This window comes from Bradyrhizobium sp. CCBAU 45394 (assembly GCF_028128655.1).
Classification (GTDB): Bacteria; Pseudomonadota; Alphaproteobacteria; order Rhizobiales; family Xanthobacteraceae; genus Bradyrhizobium; species Bradyrhizobium diazoefficiens.
The window spans coordinates 39,629-61,114 of sequence record NZ_LBIX01000008.1 but is presented as its reverse complement, the minus strand read 5'-3'; the positions used below and the strand labels follow the sequence as shown (position 1 = coordinate 61,114).

The following is a 21,486-nucleotide window of genomic DNA, read 5'->3' as shown; positions in this document are numbered from 1 at the left end:
CGGCCATCACTCGCCGCCATGCAGGCGACTCCGGACTTTAACCGATGTTATTCTAGCACGCGAAGTGATAGTTTGCGCCGGAATCCTGCTGCTGGGCGCAAGATATGACCCCGCCGACCTCAAGCCGCCCATGGGCCGACAGGAATCGCCACGCGCATCGCGTGGAGGGGAAGTCTCAACGATCGAATTGCTCGCGACCGCTGCCGGCCGGAGCAGGATGCCGCCATTCCGGGGACGTGGTGCATGGGCAACGCAGGCGACGAGGATTCCAAGCGCGGCCGCGCCGTTGCCCCGGCGGCCGCGAAGCAGGATTTGAGCGGGATCGGCGCCGCGTTTGCGCCGGCGATGATCGGTGCGTTGCTGTCGCGGATTTTCAACTGGTCGCGCAGCGGCGTCGGGCCGCGCCTTCTGGCCGCCGTGCTGCTGTTCTCCTCAATCGTCACGCTGATGCTGACCGCGCTTCAGCTCTATCTCGACTATGACCGCGAGGTCGGCGTCATCGAGACGCGGCTCGACGAGATCGGCCGGAGCACCACCGGCAGCCTCGGCGAAAGCCTGTGGAATCTCGACCAGAACCAGCTCAAGCTCCAGCTCGACGGCATCCTGCGGCTGCCCGACATCCGCGCCGCCGAGGTGCGCGAGATCGCTGATCGCCCCAATCCGGTCCGTATCGCGGTCGGCGAGCCGAACACCCGTTCGATCGTCACGCGCGATTACCCGCTGAACTACTCCGTGCAGGGCGCCGCGCGCCCGATCGGCGTGCTCCATGTCGAGGCGACGCTGAGCGAGGTCTATCAGCAATTGCTGCACCGTGCCCTGATCATCCTGGCAAGCCAGGCGGCGAAGACGTTCCTCGTCTCGCTGTTCATCATCTACATGTTCCATCTCCTGGTGACGCGGCACCTTGTTGCCATCGCCGACTTCGTCAGCAAGTACAGCCTGGTGCGGCCGCCGCCGCCTTTGCACCTGGAGCGCCGGCCGCCCTACGATGCGGACGAACTGGACAAGGTGATCGACGCCTTCAACGCCATGTGCGCCAATCTCGAGCGGGCCTATGGCGAGCTGCGTGAGGCCAATACGAATCTCGAGCGCGACCTGAAAATCCGCCAGCGCGCCGAAGGCGACGCGCGCGCGAGCGAGCAGCGCTTCCGCGACTATGCCGAGACCGCGTCCGACTGGTTCTGGGAGACCGGGCCGGATCATCGGTTCACCTACATATCCGACCGCGCAGGTGCCTTCGGCATGGACCATAAGGCGCTGATCGGCAAGCGCCGCACCGATGCCGCCTTCGACCACGACGCCGAGCCGGAGAAATGGCGCGCGCACATGGCGGTGCTGGATCGCCACGAGCCGTTCCGGAAGTTCGAGTATCGCGGCCGCGATATGACCGGACGCGTGCGCCATTTCAGCGTCAACGGCCAGCCGGTATTCGCAGCCGACGGACGCTTCATGGGTTATCGCGGCTCCGCCACCGACCTCACCGAGCAGCACGAGACCGAGGAACGGCTTCGCCAATCCCAGAAGATGGACGCGATCGGCCAGCTCACCGGCGGCGTCGCGCACGACTTCAACAACGTGCTCACCGTCATCACCGGCACCATCGAGATCATCCAGGAAGGGCTTGCGGACAGGCCCCAGTTCGCCGCGATCGCGCAGCTCATCGACGATGCGGCCGCGCGTGGCGCCGAGATCACCTCGCAGCTGCTGACCTTTGCGCGCCGCCAGCCGCTGGAGCCGCGCGAGATCGACGTCAACGCCCTCGTGGTAGAGACGGCGAAGCTGCTGAAGCCGATCCTGGGCGAGCATATCGAGATCGTGACCCGGCTCGCGGACGACGCCTGGTCCGCGATGGCGGATCCGTCGCAGCTCTCTTCAGCGATCGTCAATCTCGCCGTCAACGCGCGTGACGCGATGCCGGACGGCGGCAGGCTCACGCTCGAGACCGCGAACCGGGAGCTTGACGGCGTGCGCAGCGACGGCGACGTCATTCGCGGCGCCTTCGTGATGATTGCGGTGACCGACACCGGTCACGGCATCCCGGCCGACATCCGCGAGCGCGTGTTCGAGCCGTTCTTCACCACCAAGGGGGTCGGCCGCGGCACCGGGCTTGGGCTGAGCATGGTCTACGGCTTTGCCCGCCAGACCGGCGGCACCGTCGCGATCGAGAGCGAGGAGGGACAAGGCACGGTGATGCGGTTGTTCCTACCACGATCGGAGGGCGAGGCGGCAACCAGGACGGGACCGGCTCAGGCGGCCGCCGCGGCGCGCGGGCACGAGACGATACTCGTGGTCGAGGACGATCCGCTGGTGCAGGGCTATGTCATCGCCCAGCTCGGCAGCCTCGGCTATCGCACGCTCGTGGCCGGCGACGGCGCAGCCGCCCTCGCGCTGGTCGACCAGGGCGCCAGTTTCGATCTGCTGTTCACGGACATCATCATGCCCGGCGGCATGAACGGGCGGGAACTGGCCGAAGCCGTCCGGCTCCGGCGGCCGGGAGCGAGAGTGCTCTACACCTCCGGCTATACCGACAACACCATCGTCCACGAAGGACATCTCGATCCCGGCGTGGCGCTGCTTCAGAAGCCATACCGGAAGTCGGAGCTGTCGCAGAAGATTCGCGAGGTGCTTGCGGGCGAGCCGGCCGCCTGAGCGGCGCCCGCCCACGAAAAAGGCGCGGCGGGGAGGCCCCGTCGCGCCCGATTTTGTGCTCGCTGGTCCAGGGCTGAGAGCGCCCCGATGCCAAGCCTTGTTCAAAGCTTAGCGGGCGATCCCAGCGAGGTGACAGCGCTTGAGATAAGACACTGGATCACCTCCTTTCGTTGGTTTCGGGAGACTCAATATAGGGCGAAACACCCTCGCCGTTAAGGGTGGGGCCGGCGGCCGGGAACAAGCCCTTTCGCGAAGCGGGAAAGACCGATCCGGGGCAGTTGAGGCCGCCGCGCGGCCGTGTTAGGGGAACGCGAGATGCGGGTGTAGCTCAATGGTAGAGCAGCAGCCTTCCAAGCTGAATACGAGGGTTCGATTCCCTTCACCCGCTCCAATGTTTTCAATGGCTTAGCGCGTCAAGAGTTTTCCATTCTGACAAGTCGCGCATTCTCATTCTGACAAACGTCCACTCTCCTTTCGCTGGTCTTGCGCGGCCTTGATGCGTCTCATTTGCGCATCTGCTTGCCTTCATCGTCGTCATGCAGATCGTGCGCCATGGCCGCGGCGCGACGTGTGCATCGAGAGGTCAAGAAAGAGCTATTGGACGCAAATGTCGGCAGTCCTTCCACGGCGCACCAGATGACTGGAGTGAGGAACAGCCGCCCCGGCGATGATCGAGAGATGATCAAGAGAAAGAGAGATGTGAGAGATCTCACACGGGAACTTCGAGTCTTGCACTAGTCAGAGCTTCGACTCTCTCAGAACCAACGGAGGTTCGCGTGAAGCTCCTGATGATCTCTGGCTTGGCCGTGCTCGCGGTTTTCGTGGCCGCGACGAATATGTTGCGATCGCATCCATTACCGGTAAGTCGCACATCGGTAGCAGGGATGTCGGTGCAAGAGATGCAAAGACAAGCGCAACAAGGCAAACTGCCGGTTGAAGATTTCGTAGATCGATCTCTTGTGTTTCCAAGGGGAACACAGGAGTAGACGCGTCTTAACCAATCGTGGTCGAGCTGGACGTCTTGGACGGTTCGTATGTTCTCTGACGGCTCAATGCGCCAGCGGCTGGTCGGGTCGCGAGCGCAGCAATTGTCGCAGGCGCTGTCTCAAGGACCCAAGAAAATCGGGTTGATCCCGATGGGATCGCCGAGCAGTCCCAGGGATTGAAGCTGCGCGCTGTGGATGTCGATTTCAAGGACAGCCAAGAGCAGCGCTAACACGACGGCGATGTAGACGAGCAGTGCCGACGCGTCCTGGCTGTCGGGATCGCGATTTCGCGGCGGCGACGCGCGAAAGTGCCACAACCGCGCGATGAGCTGCAGATAGGCTTTCGGGTGTACTTGCATGTCCGGCCTCGCTCTCTGAGGCGCCTTTCGCAAGACTGCGACCACGTCGATCGCCAATCAAGGCGCCGCTTGTCGCACCTGGAACCGAATATGAGCTACCCCCGTTGAGCTGGATCAAATGGGTGCGCTTTTGCCCAGAGGCCAGGCCAGTCGGCCACGGACACGCCACGGAAGATCTCCACAGAACGATCGCCGGCAAGAAGCGCGGGACGTCACGGGACGGCATTTGGCCATGGTGCAAAGGCCGGGCAAAATGGCACGGTGGGTGCTTTGCTGTGAGTGTCTCCGACGGCCAATGGATTTGACCTTGCGTCTCGCCACCGCCCTTCTGACGGCATCGCTGCTTCTTCCACTGCGGCCCGCGCAGGCGCAATTGGCGGGGCACGGCGGGCCTGTCCGCGCAATCGCCGTTTCGAGCGATGGTAAGACGGTTTTGTCGGGGAGCTTCGACACGGCAGCGATCCGATGGTCCCTGGCAACCGAGTCGGCCGAGCAGGTCCTTCGCTTCCATTCGGGTGCGGTGAATGCGGCTGCCTTCCTCGGAGACGGACGAATGGCAACGGCTGGTGCGGACGGCCAGATTGCCATCTGGACGGCGGGCGGGCTGCAGCCGGACCAGGTTCTCGAAGGTCATACAGGACCCATTGTCGGACTCGCCGTTTCGCCCGATAGATCGAAGCTCGCGTCGGCCTCGTGGGACCACACCGTGCGGATTTCATCCCTGTCCGATGGTGGGACGCGCGTGCTGCAAGGTCACTCGCAAAGCGTGAACGGTGTGGCCTTTGCCCCCGATGGAAAATCGCTGGTGAGCGTTGGCTACGATCTGACGGTGCGGATCTGGCCCTTGGCAGGCGGCAGCGCCGAGATCGTTGTGATGCCGGCGCCGCTGAATGCCGTCGCCATCTCGCCTGATGGCGAAATCGTCACCGGCGCGGCAGACGGGAAGCTGCGCATGATGACCGCCGATGGCAAGGAGAACGGCGAGGTCATGGCTGGCGCCAGGCCGATCGTGGCCCTGGCGATCTCGCAAGACGGGGCTTTGATCGCCACGGGGGCAATTGACGGCACCGTTGCGATCGTCGATCGCAAGGCGCGCAGCGTGATGCGCACGCTCGCCGGGCTCGGCGCGCCGGTCTGGTCGGTCGCGTTCCTGCCCGATGGCGCGACGCTCCTGACGGGCGGTGCTGACGGCAAGATCAGGCGCTGGAACGCACTGACCGGCGCGGCGATCGGGTCGAACGTGCTGGGCACGCCGGCGGATCCGCTCGCTGCCTATGTCGGCGATCACGGCGCCGAAATGTTCAGGGCCTGCGTTGCCTGCCATACATTGTCGGAGAATGAGGTACAGCGTGCCGGGCCGACGCTTGCGGGGCTCTTCGGCCGGAAGATTGCCTCGCTGCCGGGCTATCGGTTCACCGACGCGCTCAAGGCGATGGATATCGTCTGGACGCCGGAGACCGTGTCAAAACTGTTCGAGATCGGGCCGAACGCCTACACGCCCGGCACCAAGATGCCGGAGCAGCGGATCGGCTCGGCCGAGGATCGCCGCGCGCTCACGGACTTTCTGGCGCGTGCGACGTCGAAGTAGCCCGCAGCAACGCCTTGCGCGTCTTCAAGCGAAGGTGGCAAGGTCTTGATGTCAACGCCCTAATAGCCCGGCCATCGCTCCACGGGAATATTCGTCAGATCCGGGTTCTCCTCGAGCATGCGAGCCACGTTGACGCTGGGACGTTCCTTGAGTGCCGTCACGACACACTGATTGACGTATGTCCGGCGTGACAGCCACTTGATCTTCTTGCCCTTTGCCTCGGCCTTGCAGGCGACGATCGCCTGCTTGAGCGCGACCTTTTCCGCCTTGGCGAGGGCGGCGGCCTCGACGGCTGTGCCAGCGAGCACCGTGATGACGAGGCATGTCCAAAAAACCATCATGAAACGAGGCATACGGCTAGTCCTTGTTCTCGCGTTGACGCAGATAGTCGTCCGTCGTCCGTGGTGGCGCGCGTTCCGGAACGTCCTGGATCGGATCGAACTGCTGTTCGCTCATGACAATGACGCGGCAATCGGCGCACATCCGCAAGGCCTCGGTCCGGCGGTCCCCGGTGGGATACATCCAATGGTGCCCCTCGAGCTTCGTCGCGATCCGATCGATCGTGCTCTTCACGCCGAAGGGCGTGCCGCAGCGGACACACAGGGCCGGTTCTTCTTCCTTGATCACTTGCGCCTGGGCACGCCTTGCCCGGAAGTCGATCTGCGGGGTGAGCGTGATGACCTTCTCAGGACAGGTGCTCTGGCACAGACCGCACTGCACGCAGGCGTCCTCCACGAATTTGAGGACGGGACGCTCGGGATCGGCACGAAGCGCGCCGGTCGGGCAGGCCGAAACACAGGACAAGCATAGCGTGCAACCGCCGGTGTCAACGGTGATCGCACCGATCGGTGCGCCCTCGGGCAAGGCGATCACGTCGACCGGCGTGGGCGCGAGGCGATGCAATTCACTCAGGCCAAAGCGAAGCAGGTCGCCGCGCTTGCCGACCGTCCGGAAAGTCGCAGGATTCTCGAGGCCGGCGAGGGGACCAATCCCCGTCAGTTGGTCAGCCAGAGTGTCGGGATCGTCGGTTTCGATCGCGGTCACGCGGCGGCCCTCAAATCCGAGCCCGGCGAGAATGGTCTCGGCCATGACGATCGTCTGCAGCAATCCGGTCACGCCGTGTCGCGGCTTGGCGCGCAGGAGAAACCGCACGGCCTCCGCGCCATACGCGAATGCGCCGATAACGGCCTCCAGGCCGACCTGCGTCAACTCGTTGACGGCGAGGGGCAGCACGTTGGCTGGCAATCCGTCGCCATGACGGGCGAGCGCATCGATCAGCGGCGTGCCGTGCGCGCCGTCATGCAGCAGCAGCACCGGATGCGTGCCGCCGGCTTCGCGATAGGCGAGCAACATGGCACGAAGCATCTGCAACTGGGTGTCGGCCGGCGGCAGCGCGTAGGATGCAGCGCCTGTGGGGCAGGCGGCCGCGCATTGCCCACAACCTGCGCAGACGTCTGCGTTGACAGCGACATGGTCGCCGTCCGGCGTAATCGCGCCGGTCGGGCATAGGTCAAGGCAGCGATGGCATCCGGTCAGCTTCGAGCGCGAATGCGCGCAGAGGCTGGGCGTGAAGTCGACATATCTCGGCTTGTCGAAACTGCCGACGAGGTCGCGGGCGGCCAGCACAGCGCGCAGCACCGCCGCCGGATCTCTCGGATCGGCGCGGAGATAGCCGTCCCGCAGGTCGTGCGCCGGAAACAGCGGTGGCTCGCCGGAGAGGTCGAGCACCAGATCGCAGCGCGAGGTCGCCCCGTTGCGCGGGGCCTCGAACACGAAGCGGTCGCGCGAAGAGGGGCGCGGTTGCGCGTAGTCGTCGATCGTGAGCTCGAATGCGCCAAAATGTCCCCGCGCGTTGCGGATCTTGCCTTTTACGATCGGAAACACTGCCGCGGCAGGCGGCGTAACGTCTGCCGGCTGCATGAGCATGACCGTGACGTCGAGATGGTCTGCGAGCAGCCGCCCGGCTTCGATCGCGGCCTCGTCGCGGCCATAGATCAGGATGATGCCGTCACTCGACAATGTGACCAGCGGAAAGTCCGGTGCGGGAATTGCGGCTGCCGCAAGCAGCGCCGCCATCTTCGCGCCCGCATTCGCACCGTCGCGCGACCAGCCCGCCGTCTCGCGGATATTGACGAAGGTGATCCCGCCAGGGCGTTCGCCGATCTCATGGGTGAATTGCGCAGCCTGCTGCGTGCAGGCCACCGTCAGCGGGCCATCGGCCTTTGCCGCGTTGCGGAAATGATCGAGCTCCGTGCCGCAGAGATGGCGAAAGCTTCTGATCTCGCAGTTGGGGCATCCTCGCCGGATCGCAGCCGTGTCGAGGCGCATCGTGTCTTCACACGAGCAGATCAGGACGGTCTTCGCTGGCTGCTCCAGGTGAATCCCTCCGTCAGTGCGGCGCCGACTTACGGACTCGCGCCGTTCCTGCACCTCGTATAGATTTTCACTATTGGGAAGAAAAGGAAAGTGGAGGACGGCCTTGCGGTCGACCCCGATCAACCACGTTTCCCTGGTAGAACCGATCCAGCTGCCGCCGCCCTTCACGCTCGTCCGGCTGCGGGAGAGCGGAGACGCCTTTGCCCACGCTTGCGGCATTGCACCCAAGTGCGGCGCCGGCACGCTGGTGTGCGTCGGGCGGTTCGATCTCGCCGAATTCGCCGTGGTGCTCGAGCCAGGCGAACTCTTGAGCACCGCGCGGCGCGCCTTCTACGCCGGCATGGTCGCGCTCACCGACGCTCTTCGCGCCTATGCCCCGCCCAACAAGACGGTTGCGATCGGCTGGCCCGGCTCCGTCGAGATCGACGGCGGGCTGGTCGGCGGGGGGCGGATGGGGTGGCCATCGTCCGCGCGCGAGAATGAGCCGCCCGCCTGGCTGGTGTTCGGCGCCATGATCCGGACGGTCGCAATGGCCGATCAGGGGCCCGGCGTTCATCCGCTCGCGTCCGCGCTGGATGAGGAGGGGTTCGGCGAAGCGGGCGCCGTGCAGGTGACCGAGAGTTTTGCCCGGCACCTGATGCGGGCGATCGATCGTTGGCAGGTCGATGGCTTTGACAGCGTCGCACGCGATTATCTCAGCCGGGTTCCCCGTGAGCGGCGAACCGTCCTCAGCATCGACGAGAACGGCGATCTCCTCACGCGCCAGGTCGGTACCGGCAAGGTTGAGCGGAGCGAGCTCGTCAAGGCGCTCGCCAGGCCATCCTGGCTCGATTCGAAGCTCGGAGGGCCAAGGACGTGACTGTGAAACTGCTGCGCGCCATCGCGCTCGATCCCTCCGACACCTTCGTGTTCGACGCGGCGGCAGAGCCCGGCGAATGGGCCGTCTCCGGCGCGTTCCGCTTCTGCGATCAGGATCCGGCGACGTTGAGCGGCAAGGCGCGCGCGGCGTTCCGCAGCGGCTTCCTCGGGGTGCAATCCTGGGGCTGGTCGACGCTGGTGCAGATCGTCCCGGCAACGGAGAGCGATTGCCGGGCGCTGATCGAGCTCCTCGCCGGACAACTCATCGATCGTTTCGGCGCGCCGGATCCGGCAACCGCGCGGACGGCCGCCGAAGAGGAGGTCGCCTTCGTGCGGTCGCTCTGCACGCATCCGATCAGTTCGCTCATTGCCGTCCACCGCTCGGTGAGCGACGGCGAAGTCCGCGAGTCGTTCCGCAGGCTGCAGCTGCGGCAAGGGCAGGGGCACGGCAAGGCGTTCTCGTTCATGGAAGCCGAGGATGATGTCGAACCCGACAGCAATGTCAGGCTTGCCGATATGAGCCAGGAGCCGCAGCATCGATGAATGATTTCTGGATCGCATGCGGCCACCATCTGCTCGATCGCGAGGTGGGCGGCGGGCTTTGCGTCACCGACGAGTTCCTGAAGGTCTATTTCGTCCGGCCCGAGCTGATTCCGCCGGACGAAGCATGCCCGGTCGAGCGGCGGCTGCACCGCGAGCTGCTGGCCGCTCCCCGCCGGGCGGTCAGTGCGGACGAGATCGCAGCGATTGTCGATGCGGATGCCCGGGAGAACTGGCAGTTCGTGCTTGCCGTTCGCGATCTCCTGGTGCGGCATCCGACCCTGGAGGCCGCCTATCTTGCGACCGTCCGGTCGGGGGGAAACGGATTGCCGCCGCTGTTCGTCAATCAACTCGTGCATGTCATCCTGCGCAATGCGCTGGATGGCTGCGATGACCCGTTCGTGCTGCGCGCCGCCGAGCTGTTCTTCCGCCCACAGCGCATCCTGCCGCATGAACGGGCCTTGCTGCTCGGCGATGAGGAGGTCGTCGGTGGGCAGAGCCCGACCCCGGTGCTCTCGCTGATGTCGATGCTCGGGGCCGTGACCGATGCCGAGCTGGACGTCTTGAACGAGGATAACGCCGACGACTATTGGCACCGAAGCGACCATTTCGACATGGCTTTCGATCTCACCGCGGGCGGGCGCGGGCCGAGGGCGCTGGCGCAGGCGATGGCGCGCTGGATCTCCCATCTGCTCGGGATCGACGTCGGCATTGAGCCGCTGCGCGAACTGCGTGATGCGCGGCTCACCTGGTATGTCGGGCTCGACGCCGATGCGACCAGGCTCGGCAACCGCCTCTGGCATGGCGAGCAACTCGACGACCGCAGCGCCGGCCGCGTGCTTTCATTGTTCCGCCTGACGTTTGCAGATGCGAGTGCGGTCGCAGACGAGATGCAGGGAGAGCCCGTCTATCTCATCCTGTCGATGAACTCCGATCAGAAGCTCCGGATGAAACCGCAGAATTTGCTGACGGGGCTGCCGATCAAGCACCTGGAGAGGGTAACATGAGCCCGGCTGCGCTGCCGCTTGTGCGCATCCCCGTCGGTATCGTGGTCGGGCGGCACAAGGCGGACTCGCCGTGGACCGACTTTGTCTGGCGCGCCGTCGCCGTGCTGCCGGACGAGCCGGACATAAAGTCCTGGACGGTGCTCCGTGACGAGGGCGGTGGGACGACGCTGTTCTATGCCGGCAGCACTATGGTCGATCTCTACAGTTCCGAGACGGCGCGCTATCGCGACAATCTTGCTTCGGGTCGTCCGAGCATCTGGACAGTGTTGTCGCCTGCGGAAGGCACCTGGCCCTATTCGGTGGCTGCCGCCACCGCCGATCCTGCGGAAGGCGAGGCGTTCACCGGGGCCGCTGCGAATCTGGTCGAGGCCGTTCCCATGCCGGACGTGCTGCGTGAGCAGATTGAAAGCTTCGTTGCCGAGCACCACGTCGAACGGGAGTTCTTCAAACGGAAGCGGCGGCAGGCCGATCCGGAGGCGCTGGCGCGCCGGCAGCATGAAGGCGGACACGAATGAGTGAGGATAGGTTCCTGACGCGCTGGTCCCGTCGCAAGCAGCACGCAAAGGCGAACCCGACGCAATCGGATCCGGCAAAGCGCGACGACATGCAGTCGGCACTGCCGCCCGCCGCGAAGGATGACGAAGCGGAGTTCGACCCCTCGAGCCTGCCTTCGATCGACTTGATTACGTCGGCGACCGACATCAAGGCGTTCTTGCGCAAAGGGATTCCGCAGGAGCTGACGCGTGCGGCGCTTCGTCGCGCCTGGAGCGCTGATCCCGCCATTCGCGACTTCGTGGGGCTTGCCGAAAGCGCGTGGGACTTCAACGATCCGACCGCGATGCCGGGCTTTGGTCCGCTGGATTGTTCGGAAGCAGAACTGGCCGCGTTCGTGGACAGAATCGTCGGCGGCCTCAGCAAGTCGGCCGAGACGCTGTCCGAGACTCCGGTTGAAGTCACGGATTCTTCGCGGGAATTGCGCCAGGCCGAGAGATCGAATGTCGAGGTCGTCGCCGAAGAAGCTGCGCCCACCAAGCCCGCACCTGTTCCTGCTGCAGCGCAGCTAACGGTCCCTGAAAGCACTGCAAGCGAACACCTGTCGCTTCCCCGTCGCCCGCATGGCGGCGCGCTGCCCCGCTAGGGCTCCCCGACGAAAGGCCATAGCCTCAGACTATGTGATGCGATTGACCCTCCGCTGGGCCGGGATTACGCTTCGTCTAGCGCTTTGTAGCAAAAGCAAAATCAGCACCCGGGACTTGGATGGGAGGTCCACGTGCGTGATGATGGCCTTGAGCGAGCCATTGACGCCGCCGGCGGCGTTGCTGGGCTTGCGCGCAAAATCGGCATTAGCCAACCCTCCGTTTCGAACTGGAACCAGGTGCCCGCGCAACGGGTGATTGCGGTCGAAGCGGCGACCGGCGTATCGCGCAAAGACTTGCGGCCTGATCTGTACGGCGAGCCGTTTGTGTCCAATGAGCTGATTGAACCCGTCGATGCGGCGCGTGCGCAGGAATATCTGCTGCTCGCGACGCTCTTGTCCGCAGCACCGTCAAGAAGGCTGCTCGATCAACTGGCCGCATTGACCGGTGATGCGACGCCACTCGGGCGCGCGCATGCTGGGCTGGCCGCGGCCGCCGCCAATGCAGTCGCAACCCAGGTCGAACGCGAATATTTCGATCTGTTCGTCGGTCTCGGCCGCGGCGAGCTCTTGCCCTATGCCTCCTACTATCTGACCGGATTCCTCAACGAACGGCCGCTGTCGCGCCTGCGCGCCGATCTCGCCGCGTCCGGGATCGAGCGCGCCGCGAATAATTCGGAGCCGGAAGATCACGCCGCCATCCTGTGCGAGATCATGGCAGGTTTCGCGGGAGGCCGCTTCCCTACGTCGTTCGAGGCGCAGCGCGCATTCTTTGTCAAACACGTCGAGCCCTGGATAGGGCGGCTGTTCGCCGACATCGAGGGCGCGGAGAGCGCCGTCTTCTATCGTGCGGTCGGCGCGCTCGGTCGCGCCTTTATCGAGATCGAGGCGGAGGCATTCACGTTCGCCAACTGACCTGCACCGGCGGGTCCAGGAGAGATGCGATGAGTGAAGACAGGAAAGCCACAGTCGGGCGTCGCGATTTCCTGCGCAAGGTCGGCGCCGGCACGTTGGGCGCCGGCGCGACGCTCGCGACACCGCTGGTCGGGTCCGCGCAGGCTGATAGCGAAACCAACGATGAGAAGCGCAAGGCGCGCTACAAGGAAACTGATCACGTCAAGGCCTTCTATCGCGTCAATCGTTATCCGGCCAAGGGAGGTTGACCGTGCTGATCAAGCGAGCAAACCAGCGTTCCCTGCGCCATGGCTCCGTTGCCGAGTCCCTTGCAGGGCAGGCCGGCGGTCTCGACCGCCGCAGCTTCTTGCGCAAATCCGGTCTCGCCGGTGGCGCGCTCGCCGTACTCGGCACGCTGCCGGTCGGCGGCGTGCGCAAGGCGGAGGCGGCGATGGCCGGTCCGCTCACCGCGGGTGCGAGCGTCCGCAAGAGCGTCTGCACGCATTGCTCGGTTGGGTGCACGGTGACTGCCGAGGTGCTGAACGGGGTATGGATCGGCCAGGAACCGAGTTGGGATTCTCCGATCAATCGCGGCTCGCATTGTGCCAAGGGCGCATCCGTGCGCGAGCTCGTGCACAGCGAGCGACGGTTGCGCTATCCGATGAAGCTCGTCGGAGGGCAGTGGACCCGCGTGTCCTGGGATACTGCAATCAACGAGATCGGCGACAAGCTTCAAACCGTACGTGAGAAGTCAGGCCCCGATTCCGTCTATTGGCTTGGCTCGGCCAAGATGACCAATGAAGGCGCCTACCTGTTCCGCAAGCTTGGCGCATTCTGGGGAACCAACAATACCGATCACCAGGCCCGCATCTGCCATTCGACCACCGTCACCGGCGTCGCCAACACCTGGGGCTACGGCGCGATGACCAACAGCTTCAATGATATCCGCAATGCGAAGACGCAGGTCGTCCTGGGCGGCAATCCGGCAGAGGCGCATCCGGTCTCGCTGCAGCACCTGCTCGAGGGCAAGGAACTGCAAAAGGCCAACTTCGTCGTCATCGACCCGCGCCTGACGCGCACCGCCGCGCACGCGACGGAATATGTGCGGATGCGGCCGGGCACCGACATCCCCGTGCTTTACGGCATGATGTGGCACATCCTCCAGAACGGCTGGGAGGACAAGGAGTTCATCCGGCAGCGAGTCTACGGGTTCGACGATCTCCGCAAGGAGGTGGAAAAGTGGAATCCGGAAGAAGTTGAGCGCGTCACCGGCATTCCCGGGGAGCAGCTCAAGCGCGTCGCCAAGATGTTTGCCACCGAAAAGCCGGCCACGCTGATCTGGGCCATGGGCCAGACCCAGAAGACCGTCGGCACCGCCAACGTGCGTGCCAGTTGCATCCTGCTGCTGATGACCGGCAATGTCGGCGGCGCGGGCATGGGAGCCAACATTTTCCGTGGCCACGACAACGTGCAGGGCGCGACCGACGTCGGGCTCGATATCGTCACGCTGCCGTTCTACTACGGCCTCGCCGAGGGCGCCTGGAAGCACTGGTCGCGGGTTTGGGAGGTCGACTACGACTTCCTGAAGTCGCGGTTCGATTCCAAGCAGATCATGGAAACCCCCGGCATCCCGCTGACCCGCTGGTTCGAGGCGGTGACGCTGCCGAAGGATCAGGTCGCGCAGAAGGACAATGTGAAGGCGGTGTTCGTGCAGGGACACGCCTCCAACAGCATCACCCGTATCCCTGAATCCCTCAATGGCCTGAAGGCGCTGGAGCTGCTCGTCATCGCCGATCCGCATCCGACGACCTGGGCCTCGCTCGCAGTCGAGGCGGGACGCAAGGATGGTGTCTACATTCTCCCGGTCGCCACCCAATTTGAGTGCAAGGGCTCTCGCGTCGCCTCCAACCGCTCCCTGCAATGGGGCGAGCAGATTGTGAAGCCGGTGTTCGAGTCGAAGGATGATCTCGAAATCATCTACCTGCTGGCCAAGAAGTTCGGCTTCGCGGATCAGATGTTCAAGAAAATCAAGGTCGAGAACAATCTTCCTGAAGCAGAGGATGTACTTCGCGAGATGAACCGCGGCAGCTGGTCGACCGGCTATTGCGGGCAATCGCCCGAGCGCCTCAAGGCGCACATGAAGAACCAGGCGAAGTTCGACATGCTGACGATGCGGGCGCCGAAGGACGATCCCGAGGTCGGCGGCGACTACTACGGCCTGCCCTGGCCATGCTGGGGATCACCGGAGGTCAAGCATCCCGGAACGCCGCTGCTCTACAATACCAATCTGCACGTGATGGATGGCGGCGGCACGTTCCGGCCGCGGTTCGGCATCGAGCGCGAGGAGAAGCTGCCGGACGGCACGACGCGTAAGGTGAGCCTGCTCGCGGACGGCTCGTACTCGCTGGGGTCGGGCATCCAGGACGGCTATCCGGAATTCACGCTCGCGAGCCTGAAGAAGCTCGGCTGGGACACCGAGCTCACCGAAGCGGAAATGGCCGTGATCAACAAGGTCAACCCCGCCACTCCGGACGCGGTGTCGTGGTCGCTCGACCTGTCGGGCGGCATCCAGCGCGTCGCGCTGGCGCATGGCTGCGTTCCCTATGGCAACGGCAAGGCGCGCATGAATGCCTTCGGCTTGCCCGATCCCATCCCGGTTCACCGCGAGCCGATCTACACGCCGCGCGTCGATCTCGTCGCCAAATACCCGACGCTGCCCGACGCCAAGCAGTTCCGGATGCCCAATATCGGCTTCTCCGTGCAGAAGGCTGCGGTGGAGAAGGGAATTGCAAAACAATTCCCGCTCATCCTGTCGTCTGGCCGCCTGGTCGAATATGAGGGCGGCGGCGAGGAGACCCGGACCAACCCGTGGCTCGCCGAATTGCAGCAGGACATGTTCATCGAGATCAATCCTGCCGACGCCGCCGAGCGCGGCGTCAAGGACGGCGGCTGGGTCTGGGTCACGGGTGCCGAGAACAATTCCCGGGCGAGGATGAAGGCGCTCGTCACGGAGCGCGTCGGCAAGGGCGTTGCCTGGATGCCCTTCCACTTCGGTGGCTGGCTTGCCGGCAAGGATCTCCGCGGCAACTACCCGAAGGGCACCGACCCGATCGTGCTCGGCGAAAGCGCCAACACGATCACCACCTACGGATACGATCCCGCGACGAACATGCAGGAAACCAAGGTCACTCTCTGCCAGATCGCGGCGGCATAAGGAGCAACGACGATGGCACGTATGAAGTTTCTCTGCGACGCCGACCGTTGCATCGAGTGCAACGCCTGCGTCACGGCCTGCAAGAACGAGCATGAGGTCCCCTGGGGCATCAACCGCCGCAGGGTCGTCACCATCGCCGATGGCAAGCCGGGCGAACGATCGGTCTCGATGGCTTGCATGCACTGCACGGATGCGCCGTGCGCGGCAGTGTGCCCGGTGAACTGTTTCTATACCACCGCCGATGGCGTGGTCCTGCACTCCAAGGATCTCTGCATCGGCTGCGGCTACTGCTTCTACGCCTGTCCGTTTGGCGCGCCGCAATATCCGAAGGTCGGCAATTTCGGCTCGCGCGGAAAAATGGACAAATGTACCTATTGCGCCGGCGGACCCGAGGCCGATGGCAGCAAGGAGGAATACGAGAAATACGGTGCGAACCGCCTGGCCGAGGGCAAGCTGCCGCTGTGTGCCGAGATGTGCTCGACCAAGTCGCTGCTCGCCGGCGACGGCGAGATCATCGCCCAGATCTATAAGGAGCGCGTGCTGAAGCGCGGCTACGGCTCAGGAGCGTGGGGCTGGAAGACCGCCTATCGCGAGACGATCGAGTCCTGAAGCAGGCCGCGGGCGACGCGGCACAGATGCCGAGGAGAAGTCCATGTCCTCATTTGCAAGGTTCATTCGACCAACCATCGGCGCGTGGGCGTTGCTTCTGTTGATCATGGCAGCTCCGGCACCGTCGCTGGCCCAGCAGATCAATCCGACGGCGAGCTCGGTCAATGAGCGCCAGTTGCTCCAGGAGATGGATCGGATCCAGGGACGCGTCAGCATCCCCGACCAGCGCTCCAGCGTGCTGATACAACCTGCTGGCCGCGAGTGGCGTGAATTCCGCAACGTTGTGCTGCGGTGGATCGGCGGCGTTGCTGTGCTCGGCATGCTGGCGGTGCTGGTGATCTTCTATTTGACACGCGGCATGATCCGCCTCGAAAGCGGACGATCCGGCCGCACCATCGTACGGTTCAACACTTTTGAGCGCTTCGTGCATTGGATGACCGCGACCTGCTTCGTTATCCTGGCGATCTCGGGGCTGAACATCACGTTCGGGCGGCCGCTGCTGCTTCCGCTGATCGGATTTGACGCCTTCTCCGATTGGTCGCAATGGGCGAAATTCGCGCACAACTACTTGAGCTTTCCCTTCACGATTGGCGTCGTGCTGATCTTTCTGATGTGGATCGGCGGCAATATCCCCAACAAGGTGGATCTGGAGTGGATCAAGCGCGGCGGCGGCCTGATCGGTCACGATCATCCGCCGGCTCGCCGCTTCAACGCGGGACAAAAGGGGATCTACTGGATTGTTGTGATCGGCGGTGGTCTCGTCGCCGCGACCGGGTATCAGCTCATGTTCCCCTTCTACGTGACGGGAATCGAGGGCATGCAGATTGCCCAGATCGTTCACTCCGTCGTGGCCGTGCTGTTTATCGCCGCGATGCTCGCTCACATCTACATCGGCACAATCGGGATGGAGGGGGCTTTCGAGGCGATGGGATCAGGTGAGGTGGATGTCAACTGGGCGCGCGAGCATCATAGCCTGTGGCTCGACCAGGAGTTGGCACGGAGCGGACCGAACGATTCTCAGCCGCGGCCTCGCCATGCTGCGTCGGCAGCCGAATAGAGCTGACGGAGCATTGCTTAGAGACGCACGCCTGTCGTCGCAAAGGCCTCTGCGACGGGTTGCTGTATGCTGTCGAGAACGGCAACTCCAGCCGCCGCGATTACGATCGTCGCAACACAGGCAAGGATGAAAGCCTTCATCGCGATCCCTCCTCGCGAGTATTATACAGGACGTCTGGCCGCGAATAAACGCTGTGGTTGGGCAGGTTCGCCTTGTTCACCTGTAGAACCCAAAACGCTCGCGGCGTCTTGATACTAGATGTTGGATTCGAAACCGGTGTTTCGTGTCTCCGCAGCTCGTTCGAGATCCCAGGCCCGCTGCAGGCGCTCGGCGCTTGTCGACTTCAATATGCCGGCCCAAGCGTTGCCGAGTGCCTTGATGCCGTCGTGCAGACTGGCAGCGTTTCCGACCGACCAATCAGGCAAGCCCATGGGAACGCTTATCGACCAGGACCAGCTGTCTCCGGACCGATGTACGTTGCCGATCACATGCCCCTCATAGATGACGACGTAGTGGTCCTTGACGTCCGGCCACCGAAGCTTGGCATTGAGGGAAATAGATTGTTTCATGAACAATGCTTGTGTGTAAGGCGAGTGGGCAAATCACTTCGAATGCAATGCTCTGAACGCGCTCGCGATCGACGCGTCCGGTCAACAACTTCCAAGAGAGGCCCACGCACCAGGCGAATGGCCTCGTGATATCGTGTCTGGCCGCTTGCCGAGGAGGGGAATGCCGGGACGACCGAAGTTTCCGAGCTTGATCCCGACCTGTCAGTTTGACACTATGCCGACATATTCGGAGAAAGTCATGTACAAGTCATGTTTTGTTGCGATCGCAACCACCGTCTGCTTGTACGCATCGCCCGTCAGCGCCCAGGGGCCGTACCCCTTCGGTGATGAACCGTATCGGCTGAACTGGTATCCCGATCCCGAGATCGCGGCTGGCTGCTGGAAATGGAATTGGCAGCAATACCAGTGGGACAACTATTGTCCGGTCTACGTCCGTCCCAAGGCTTACATGTACCCGCGAGCGCGGGCAGTGGCCGTTCGCGCGAAGGGCTAACGGGCGAGGCCGATGCACGGCGCCTTGCGGAGGCGCCGCTCGGTCCTATCGATCAGTAGTTCTCGATCGTGCAGGCGATCTGGCTGTGCTTGCCGAAATTGAGCAAGGCATTGCCGCGGAAGCCGTCGACCCAGACGCCGGGACCGGCATAGCGGTATCCGACTCCCATCGGGACCAGGCGCACATGCACGCCGCCGGAGTGGCTCGTATGCAGCGATGCGGTCACAACCTCACCGGCAATGGACACCGCGATCGGGCACAGGGGGTATTGCCTGCCGTTCTCGCAGGTGAAGACGAGTTCCGAGCAGCTGCCGATCGCGCTCGGTGAAGCCCGCAGGGCCATGTCGGCGGCGGTGGCTGCGCCGGGATTGGCGGCCAAGCCGCCTCCGATGAGAATGGCTGCAGTGAGACTCTTGGCCATCAAATTGCGCATCGTTGCCCCCAATGGATTCTTAAAATCACCGGCTAACAGAGCAAAAATCCCTAACAGCGTCAAACCGCGACGTCTTCGATGCTGCCGTCGGGGCGAGCTTGGCGCTCATCTGTTGCTTTCCCGTGACAGGGCGCGGTGGTGCATCTTGGCCCGCAACAGCGTATCCGAGGGCAATTCGCCGAACTCGCTGCGATAGTCGCGCGCAAAATGACCGAGATTGCCGAAGCCGCATTTCGCGCAGACCTTGGTGACGGTCGTCCGCGAACCGGCCGCTGCCAGCATGTCGTAGGCGTGAACGAGGCGGATCCGCTTCAGAAAATCAGCAGCCGTAATCCCCCGCAAGGCAAAATGCTTCTGAACGGTGCGCAGGCTGACGCCGTGCTGGCGGGCGACGTCGGCAATGACGAGCGGCTTGTTCCACTGGGTTTGCAGGTGCTGGATGAAGCGAAGCATGTTCTCGGACGTCTCGTTGCGTCCTCGTCTTTCGGTGATGTCGACGCTTATTCCGATCAAGTGCGTCACCTGTCCGTGGCTTTCGCTCACCGGGTTCACCGCCTGCTGGGTCCAGCGCACATGGCCGTCGCCGTCGAGTTGTCGGCATGTGAGCATGCCAGCCGCCCCACCGAGCCCGCGCCGCAGCAGGCCCCGCGCCTGATTGAGATCCTCGGGATGGATCGCCTTGGTCAGCGTTTCGATCGTGGCCTCCGGGGAGGCCGGTGCCGATCCAGTCAGAACGCGATATGCACCCGCTCCATCGGGCTGCCTGGGAACGCTCCAATGCCAGATCGTGACGCCCGCCGGAGTGAAGGCGGCTTCGTCCGACTTCGCAGGGGCTTCCTCAAGCAGACAACTGATCCACTCGACTGCACCGCATTCAGCCCTGATGCCGGACTGCACAGTCCTCATGCGCACGTACCGACCGTCCTTCGCCAGGTACGTGGCATCGAAGCGGCATTGATCGGTCATCCTGTTCAACAGGCTTCTCAGGTTCGCGAACCACACGTCGCGGTGTTCGGGATGCACGAGATTGTGCAGCGAAAGCTGAGGCAGTTCGTCCGCATCATAGTTCAGCGTCTTTTGCACTGCGTCGTTTGCACATGCGATGCGGCCTGAATGAGGGTCGAACAGCAGGGCGCCGATCGAAATCCCATCCAGCAACAATCTTGGCATTCCGTCGAGATTCTCCGGCTTGCTCATGTCCGCGCGCTGCTTCTGTTTGCACGCCTGCCTGGCGCACGCTCTGCGCGAATCGCGATGCGGACGAGGGGACAAGTGCTGTTTTTTCGAGCCAAAACCACGGCGGTACCATAATGCGGTTTAATAGAAACTGGTATCGGGATGCTGCAATGAGCCGCTCCGCGTTGAGCGAGGCGTGTCTTTTTGAGCGAACAAAATCGAGACGTCCGACTTTCAAACTATTGCCTCAACGCGAACGTGCACGATAGCCTTTGCCTAATAATTGGTTAAAGCGCTTTGTTGAGGGGCTGAGTGTTTTTTGAATCGAGTCGTCCCGGAGGCCTGATTTGCAGGCCACCCGCTTCCGGGCGTCACTTGCGTCTATCCATCACGTAGTCCCAACGGCGTGAAAAGCCGCTGGCGCAATGGCGCGCCCGCGGGTCGATCACCGAGCTGCCTTCTTTGCAATTGGAATGACTTTGGAACGTCGCTGTTGCGTCCGACGCGACCTTATTTTGGCGGAGTTTTTTTGATATGCCCAGCAATAACCCGAGCAACAAGGCCGTACTTTATTCCTACAACGTCGGCAACGTCGTCATCACCGTCTACAACGATGGCACCGAAACCGTATCGAACTACGATTCCGGCACCACCAAGACCATAACCGGCAATCAAAGCCAGACCATCGCTGACAACGACGACAAGGCTACGATCATTTACGCAAACAATGCCGGCGATACGATCGACGGCAGCAAGGGTTCGGGCAACGACGCCTACTTCGGCGGCAACGGCAAGGATGTTCTGTGGGCCGGTAGCGGAAACGTCTATCTGGATGGAAATAACGGCTCCGACATTCTGCACGGCGGCAAAGGCACGACAACGCTCGTCGGCGGCAACGGAGGCGATGTCCTCTACGGTGGGATCGACGGCAACAAGCTCGTCGGCGTTGACACCTTCCTTTACCGGGCTGCGGCCGATTCTCCCTACACGGTTGGTGGAGCTGCTCCGGTAAGTTCGCCGAACGGTTGGGACATCGTTCAGAACTTCGAGCACGGCAAGGACAAGATCGATTTCACGGTGCTCGAGGACACCCAGGTGGGAGCGGCGGGAACGACGCAGCTGACTGGGGCGGGCCCGGATCATCTGGTCTGGCGAGGGGCGGTTCAGAGTGATGCACAGTCGGGTGTGACCAATTCCGCTCTCGCGCACAGTGTCTGGACCGACAAGGCAGACAGTAACGGCAACACGCATTTCCTGTATGCCGATATCAACGGTGACGGAAAAGCCGACATCAAGATCCAGATCGACGATGCGCAACTGGGTGATTTCAACGGCGTAACCGGCAACCATGGGCCCACGACTGGTGCGGTGACGCTGGCGGCAATCGCGGAGGACAGCGGTACCCACCTGATCACCCAGGCGATGCTGCTGGTCAACGCCTCGGATATCGAGGGCGATCAGCTCACGGCCAGCGACCTGCAGATCAGCGGCGGCAGCGGCAGCCTGGTCAACAACGGCAACGGCACCTGGACCTATACGCCCG

At 63.4% G+C, this 21,486-nt stretch carries 21 protein-coding genes and 1 tRNA gene; 15 read left to right on the top strand and 7 right to left on the bottom strand.

The window, feature by feature from the left end:
* Window positions 1-243: 243 nt before the first annotated feature.
* Window positions 244-2,649 carry an ATP-binding protein gene (locus tag WN73_RS04450; RefSeq protein ID WP_271551767.1) on the top strand — a complete coding sequence of 802 codons (2,406 nt, stop codon included), beginning with the start codon at window positions 244-246 and terminating at the stop codon, window positions 2,647-2,649.
* A gap of 317 nt (window positions 2,650-2,966) precedes the next feature.
* Window positions 2,967-3,040 (top strand) — tRNA-Gly (locus WN73_RS04445).
* A gap of 714 nt (window positions 3,041-3,754) precedes the next feature.
* Here the strand turns inward: WN73_RS04445 and WN73_RS04440 are convergent.
* Window positions 3,755-3,994: a hypothetical protein gene (locus tag WN73_RS04440; protein WP_271551765.1), complete on the bottom strand. Its 240-nt coding sequence runs from the start codon at window positions 3,992-3,994 to the stop codon at window positions 3,755-3,757.
* 295 nt (window positions 3,995-4,289) lie between these two features.
* On the opposite strand from WN73_RS04440, the gene WN73_RS04435 reads away from it, so the two are divergent.
* A complete protein-coding gene (locus WN73_RS04435; protein WP_271552082.1) occupies window positions 4,290-5,582 on the top strand; it encodes a c-type cytochrome in 1,293 nt (430 codons plus the stop codon).
* A 59-nt stretch (window positions 5,583-5,641) separates the two neighbouring features.
* Here the strand turns inward: WN73_RS04435 and WN73_RS04430 are convergent, their stop codons facing one another.
* Together WN73_RS04430 and WN73_RS04425 are read right to left on the bottom strand one after the other, a co-directional pair.
* A complete protein-coding gene (locus tag WN73_RS04430; protein WP_244647574.1) occupies window positions 5,642-5,935 on the bottom strand; it encodes a hypothetical protein in 294 nt (97 codons plus the stop codon).
* 4 nt (window positions 5,936-5,939) lie between these two features.
* The gene (locus tag WN73_RS04425; RefSeq protein ID WP_271551763.1) at window positions 5,940-7,910 is read right to left on the bottom strand and encodes a 4Fe-4S binding protein; all 1,971 of its coding nucleotides are present in this window, start codon (window positions 7,908-7,910) and stop codon (window positions 5,940-5,942) included.
* 151 nt (window positions 7,911-8,061) lie between these two features.
* Between WN73_RS04425 and WN73_RS04420 the strand changes: the two genes are divergently transcribed.
* The 10 genes from WN73_RS04420 (at window position 8,062) to WN73_RS04375 (ending at window position 17,272) form a co-directional block, all read left to right on the top strand.
* Window positions 8,062-8,817, top strand: a complete 756-nt coding sequence (locus WN73_RS04420; protein WP_244651784.1) for a biotin/lipoate--protein ligase family protein — start codon at window positions 8,062-8,064, stop codon at window positions 8,815-8,817.
* A gap of 2 nt (window positions 8,818-8,819) precedes the next feature.
* Window positions 8,820-9,359 (top strand): DUF6505 family protein, encoded by a 540-nt coding sequence (locus WN73_RS04415; protein WP_028176011.1) that lies wholly within the window; start codon window positions 8,820-8,822, stop codon window positions 9,357-9,359.
* On the top strand, window positions 9,356-10,363 hold the full coding sequence (locus WN73_RS04410) for a DUF6352 family protein (RefSeq protein WP_271551758.1): 1,008 nt from the start codon (window positions 9,356-9,358) through the stop codon (window positions 10,361-10,363). Before WN73_RS04415 ends, WN73_RS04410 begins: the two co-directional genes overlap by 4 nt.
* Window positions 10,360-10,878 carry a DUF3305 domain-containing protein gene (locus WN73_RS04405; protein ID WP_271551756.1) on the top strand — a complete coding sequence of 173 codons (519 nt, stop codon included), beginning with the start codon at window positions 10,360-10,362 and terminating at the stop codon, window positions 10,876-10,878. The genes WN73_RS04410 and WN73_RS04405 overlap by 4 nt, the downstream gene beginning before the upstream one ends.
* Window positions 10,875-11,501, top strand: coding sequence for a DUF3306 domain-containing protein (locus WN73_RS04400; protein ID WP_011088229.1), 627 nt, complete (start codon window positions 10,875-10,877; stop codon window positions 11,499-11,501). The genes WN73_RS04405 and WN73_RS04400 overlap by 4 nt, the downstream gene beginning before the upstream one ends.
* A gap of 132 nt (window positions 11,502-11,633) precedes the next feature.
* Complete coding sequence (locus tag WN73_RS04395) at window positions 11,634-12,413, top strand: molecular chaperone TorD family protein (RefSeq protein WP_011088228.1); 780 nt, start codon at window positions 11,634-11,636, stop codon at window positions 12,411-12,413.
* A gap of 29 nt (window positions 12,414-12,442) precedes the next feature.
* Window positions 12,443-12,661: a twin-arginine translocation signal domain-containing protein gene (locus tag WN73_RS04390; RefSeq protein WP_011088227.1), complete on the top strand. Its 219-nt coding sequence runs from the start codon at window positions 12,443-12,445 to the stop codon at window positions 12,659-12,661.
* 2 nt (window positions 12,662-12,663) lie between these two features.
* Window positions 12,664-15,606 carry a formate dehydrogenase subunit alpha gene (locus WN73_RS04385; protein WP_161534527.1) on the top strand — a complete coding sequence of 981 codons (2,943 nt, stop codon included), beginning with the start codon at window positions 12,664-12,666 and terminating at the stop codon, window positions 15,604-15,606.
* A 12-nt stretch (window positions 15,607-15,618) separates the two neighbouring features.
* The gene (gene fdh3B / locus WN73_RS04380; RefSeq protein WP_011088224.1) at window positions 15,619-16,215 is read left to right on the top strand and encodes a formate dehydrogenase FDH3 subunit beta; all 597 of its coding nucleotides are present in this window, start codon (window positions 15,619-15,621) and stop codon (window positions 16,213-16,215) included.
* A gap of 43 nt (window positions 16,216-16,258) precedes the next feature.
* Window positions 16,259-17,272, top strand: coding sequence for a formate dehydrogenase subunit gamma (locus WN73_RS04375; protein WP_097532314.1), 1,014 nt, complete (start codon window positions 16,259-16,261; stop codon window positions 17,270-17,272).
* Window positions 17,273-17,289: 17 nt separating this feature from the next.
* Here the strand turns inward: WN73_RS04375 and WN73_RS04370 are convergent, their stop codons facing one another.
* Both WN73_RS04370 and WN73_RS04365 read right to left on the bottom strand, forming a co-directional pair.
* Window positions 17,290-17,412 (bottom strand): hypothetical protein, encoded by a 123-nt coding sequence (locus WN73_RS04370; RefSeq protein WP_256380430.1) that lies wholly within the window; start codon window positions 17,410-17,412, stop codon window positions 17,290-17,292.
* 114 nt (window positions 17,413-17,526) lie between these two features.
* Window positions 17,527-17,841 (bottom strand): hypothetical protein, encoded by a 315-nt coding sequence (locus WN73_RS04365; protein WP_028176016.1) that lies wholly within the window; start codon window positions 17,839-17,841, stop codon window positions 17,527-17,529.
* A gap of 238 nt (window positions 17,842-18,079) precedes the next feature.
* Between WN73_RS04365 and WN73_RS04360 the strand changes: the two genes are divergently transcribed.
* The gene (locus WN73_RS04360) at window positions 18,080-18,334 is read left to right on the top strand and encodes a hypothetical protein (protein WP_271551738.1); all 255 of its coding nucleotides are present in this window, start codon (window positions 18,080-18,082) and stop codon (window positions 18,332-18,334) included.
* 52 nt (window positions 18,335-18,386) lie between these two features.
* On the opposite strand, the gene WN73_RS04355 is transcribed toward WN73_RS04360, so the two are convergent.
* Both WN73_RS04355 and WN73_RS04350 read right to left on the bottom strand, forming a co-directional pair.
* Window positions 18,387-18,767, bottom strand: a complete 381-nt coding sequence (locus WN73_RS04355; protein ID WP_244651782.1) for a hypothetical protein — start codon at window positions 18,765-18,767, stop codon at window positions 18,387-18,389.
* Between the two features lie 105 nt (window positions 18,768-18,872).
* Window positions 18,873-19,964 (bottom strand): helix-turn-helix domain-containing protein, encoded by a 1,092-nt coding sequence (locus WN73_RS04350; protein WP_271551733.1) that lies wholly within the window; start codon window positions 19,962-19,964, stop codon window positions 18,873-18,875.
* A 513-nt stretch (window positions 19,965-20,477) separates the two neighbouring features.
* Between WN73_RS04350 and WN73_RS04345 the strand changes: the two genes are divergently transcribed.
* Window positions 20,478-21,486, top strand: a 1,009-nt coding sequence (locus WN73_RS04345; RefSeq protein WP_271551731.1) for a cadherin-like domain-containing protein, incomplete at its 3' end; no start/stop codon positions are given.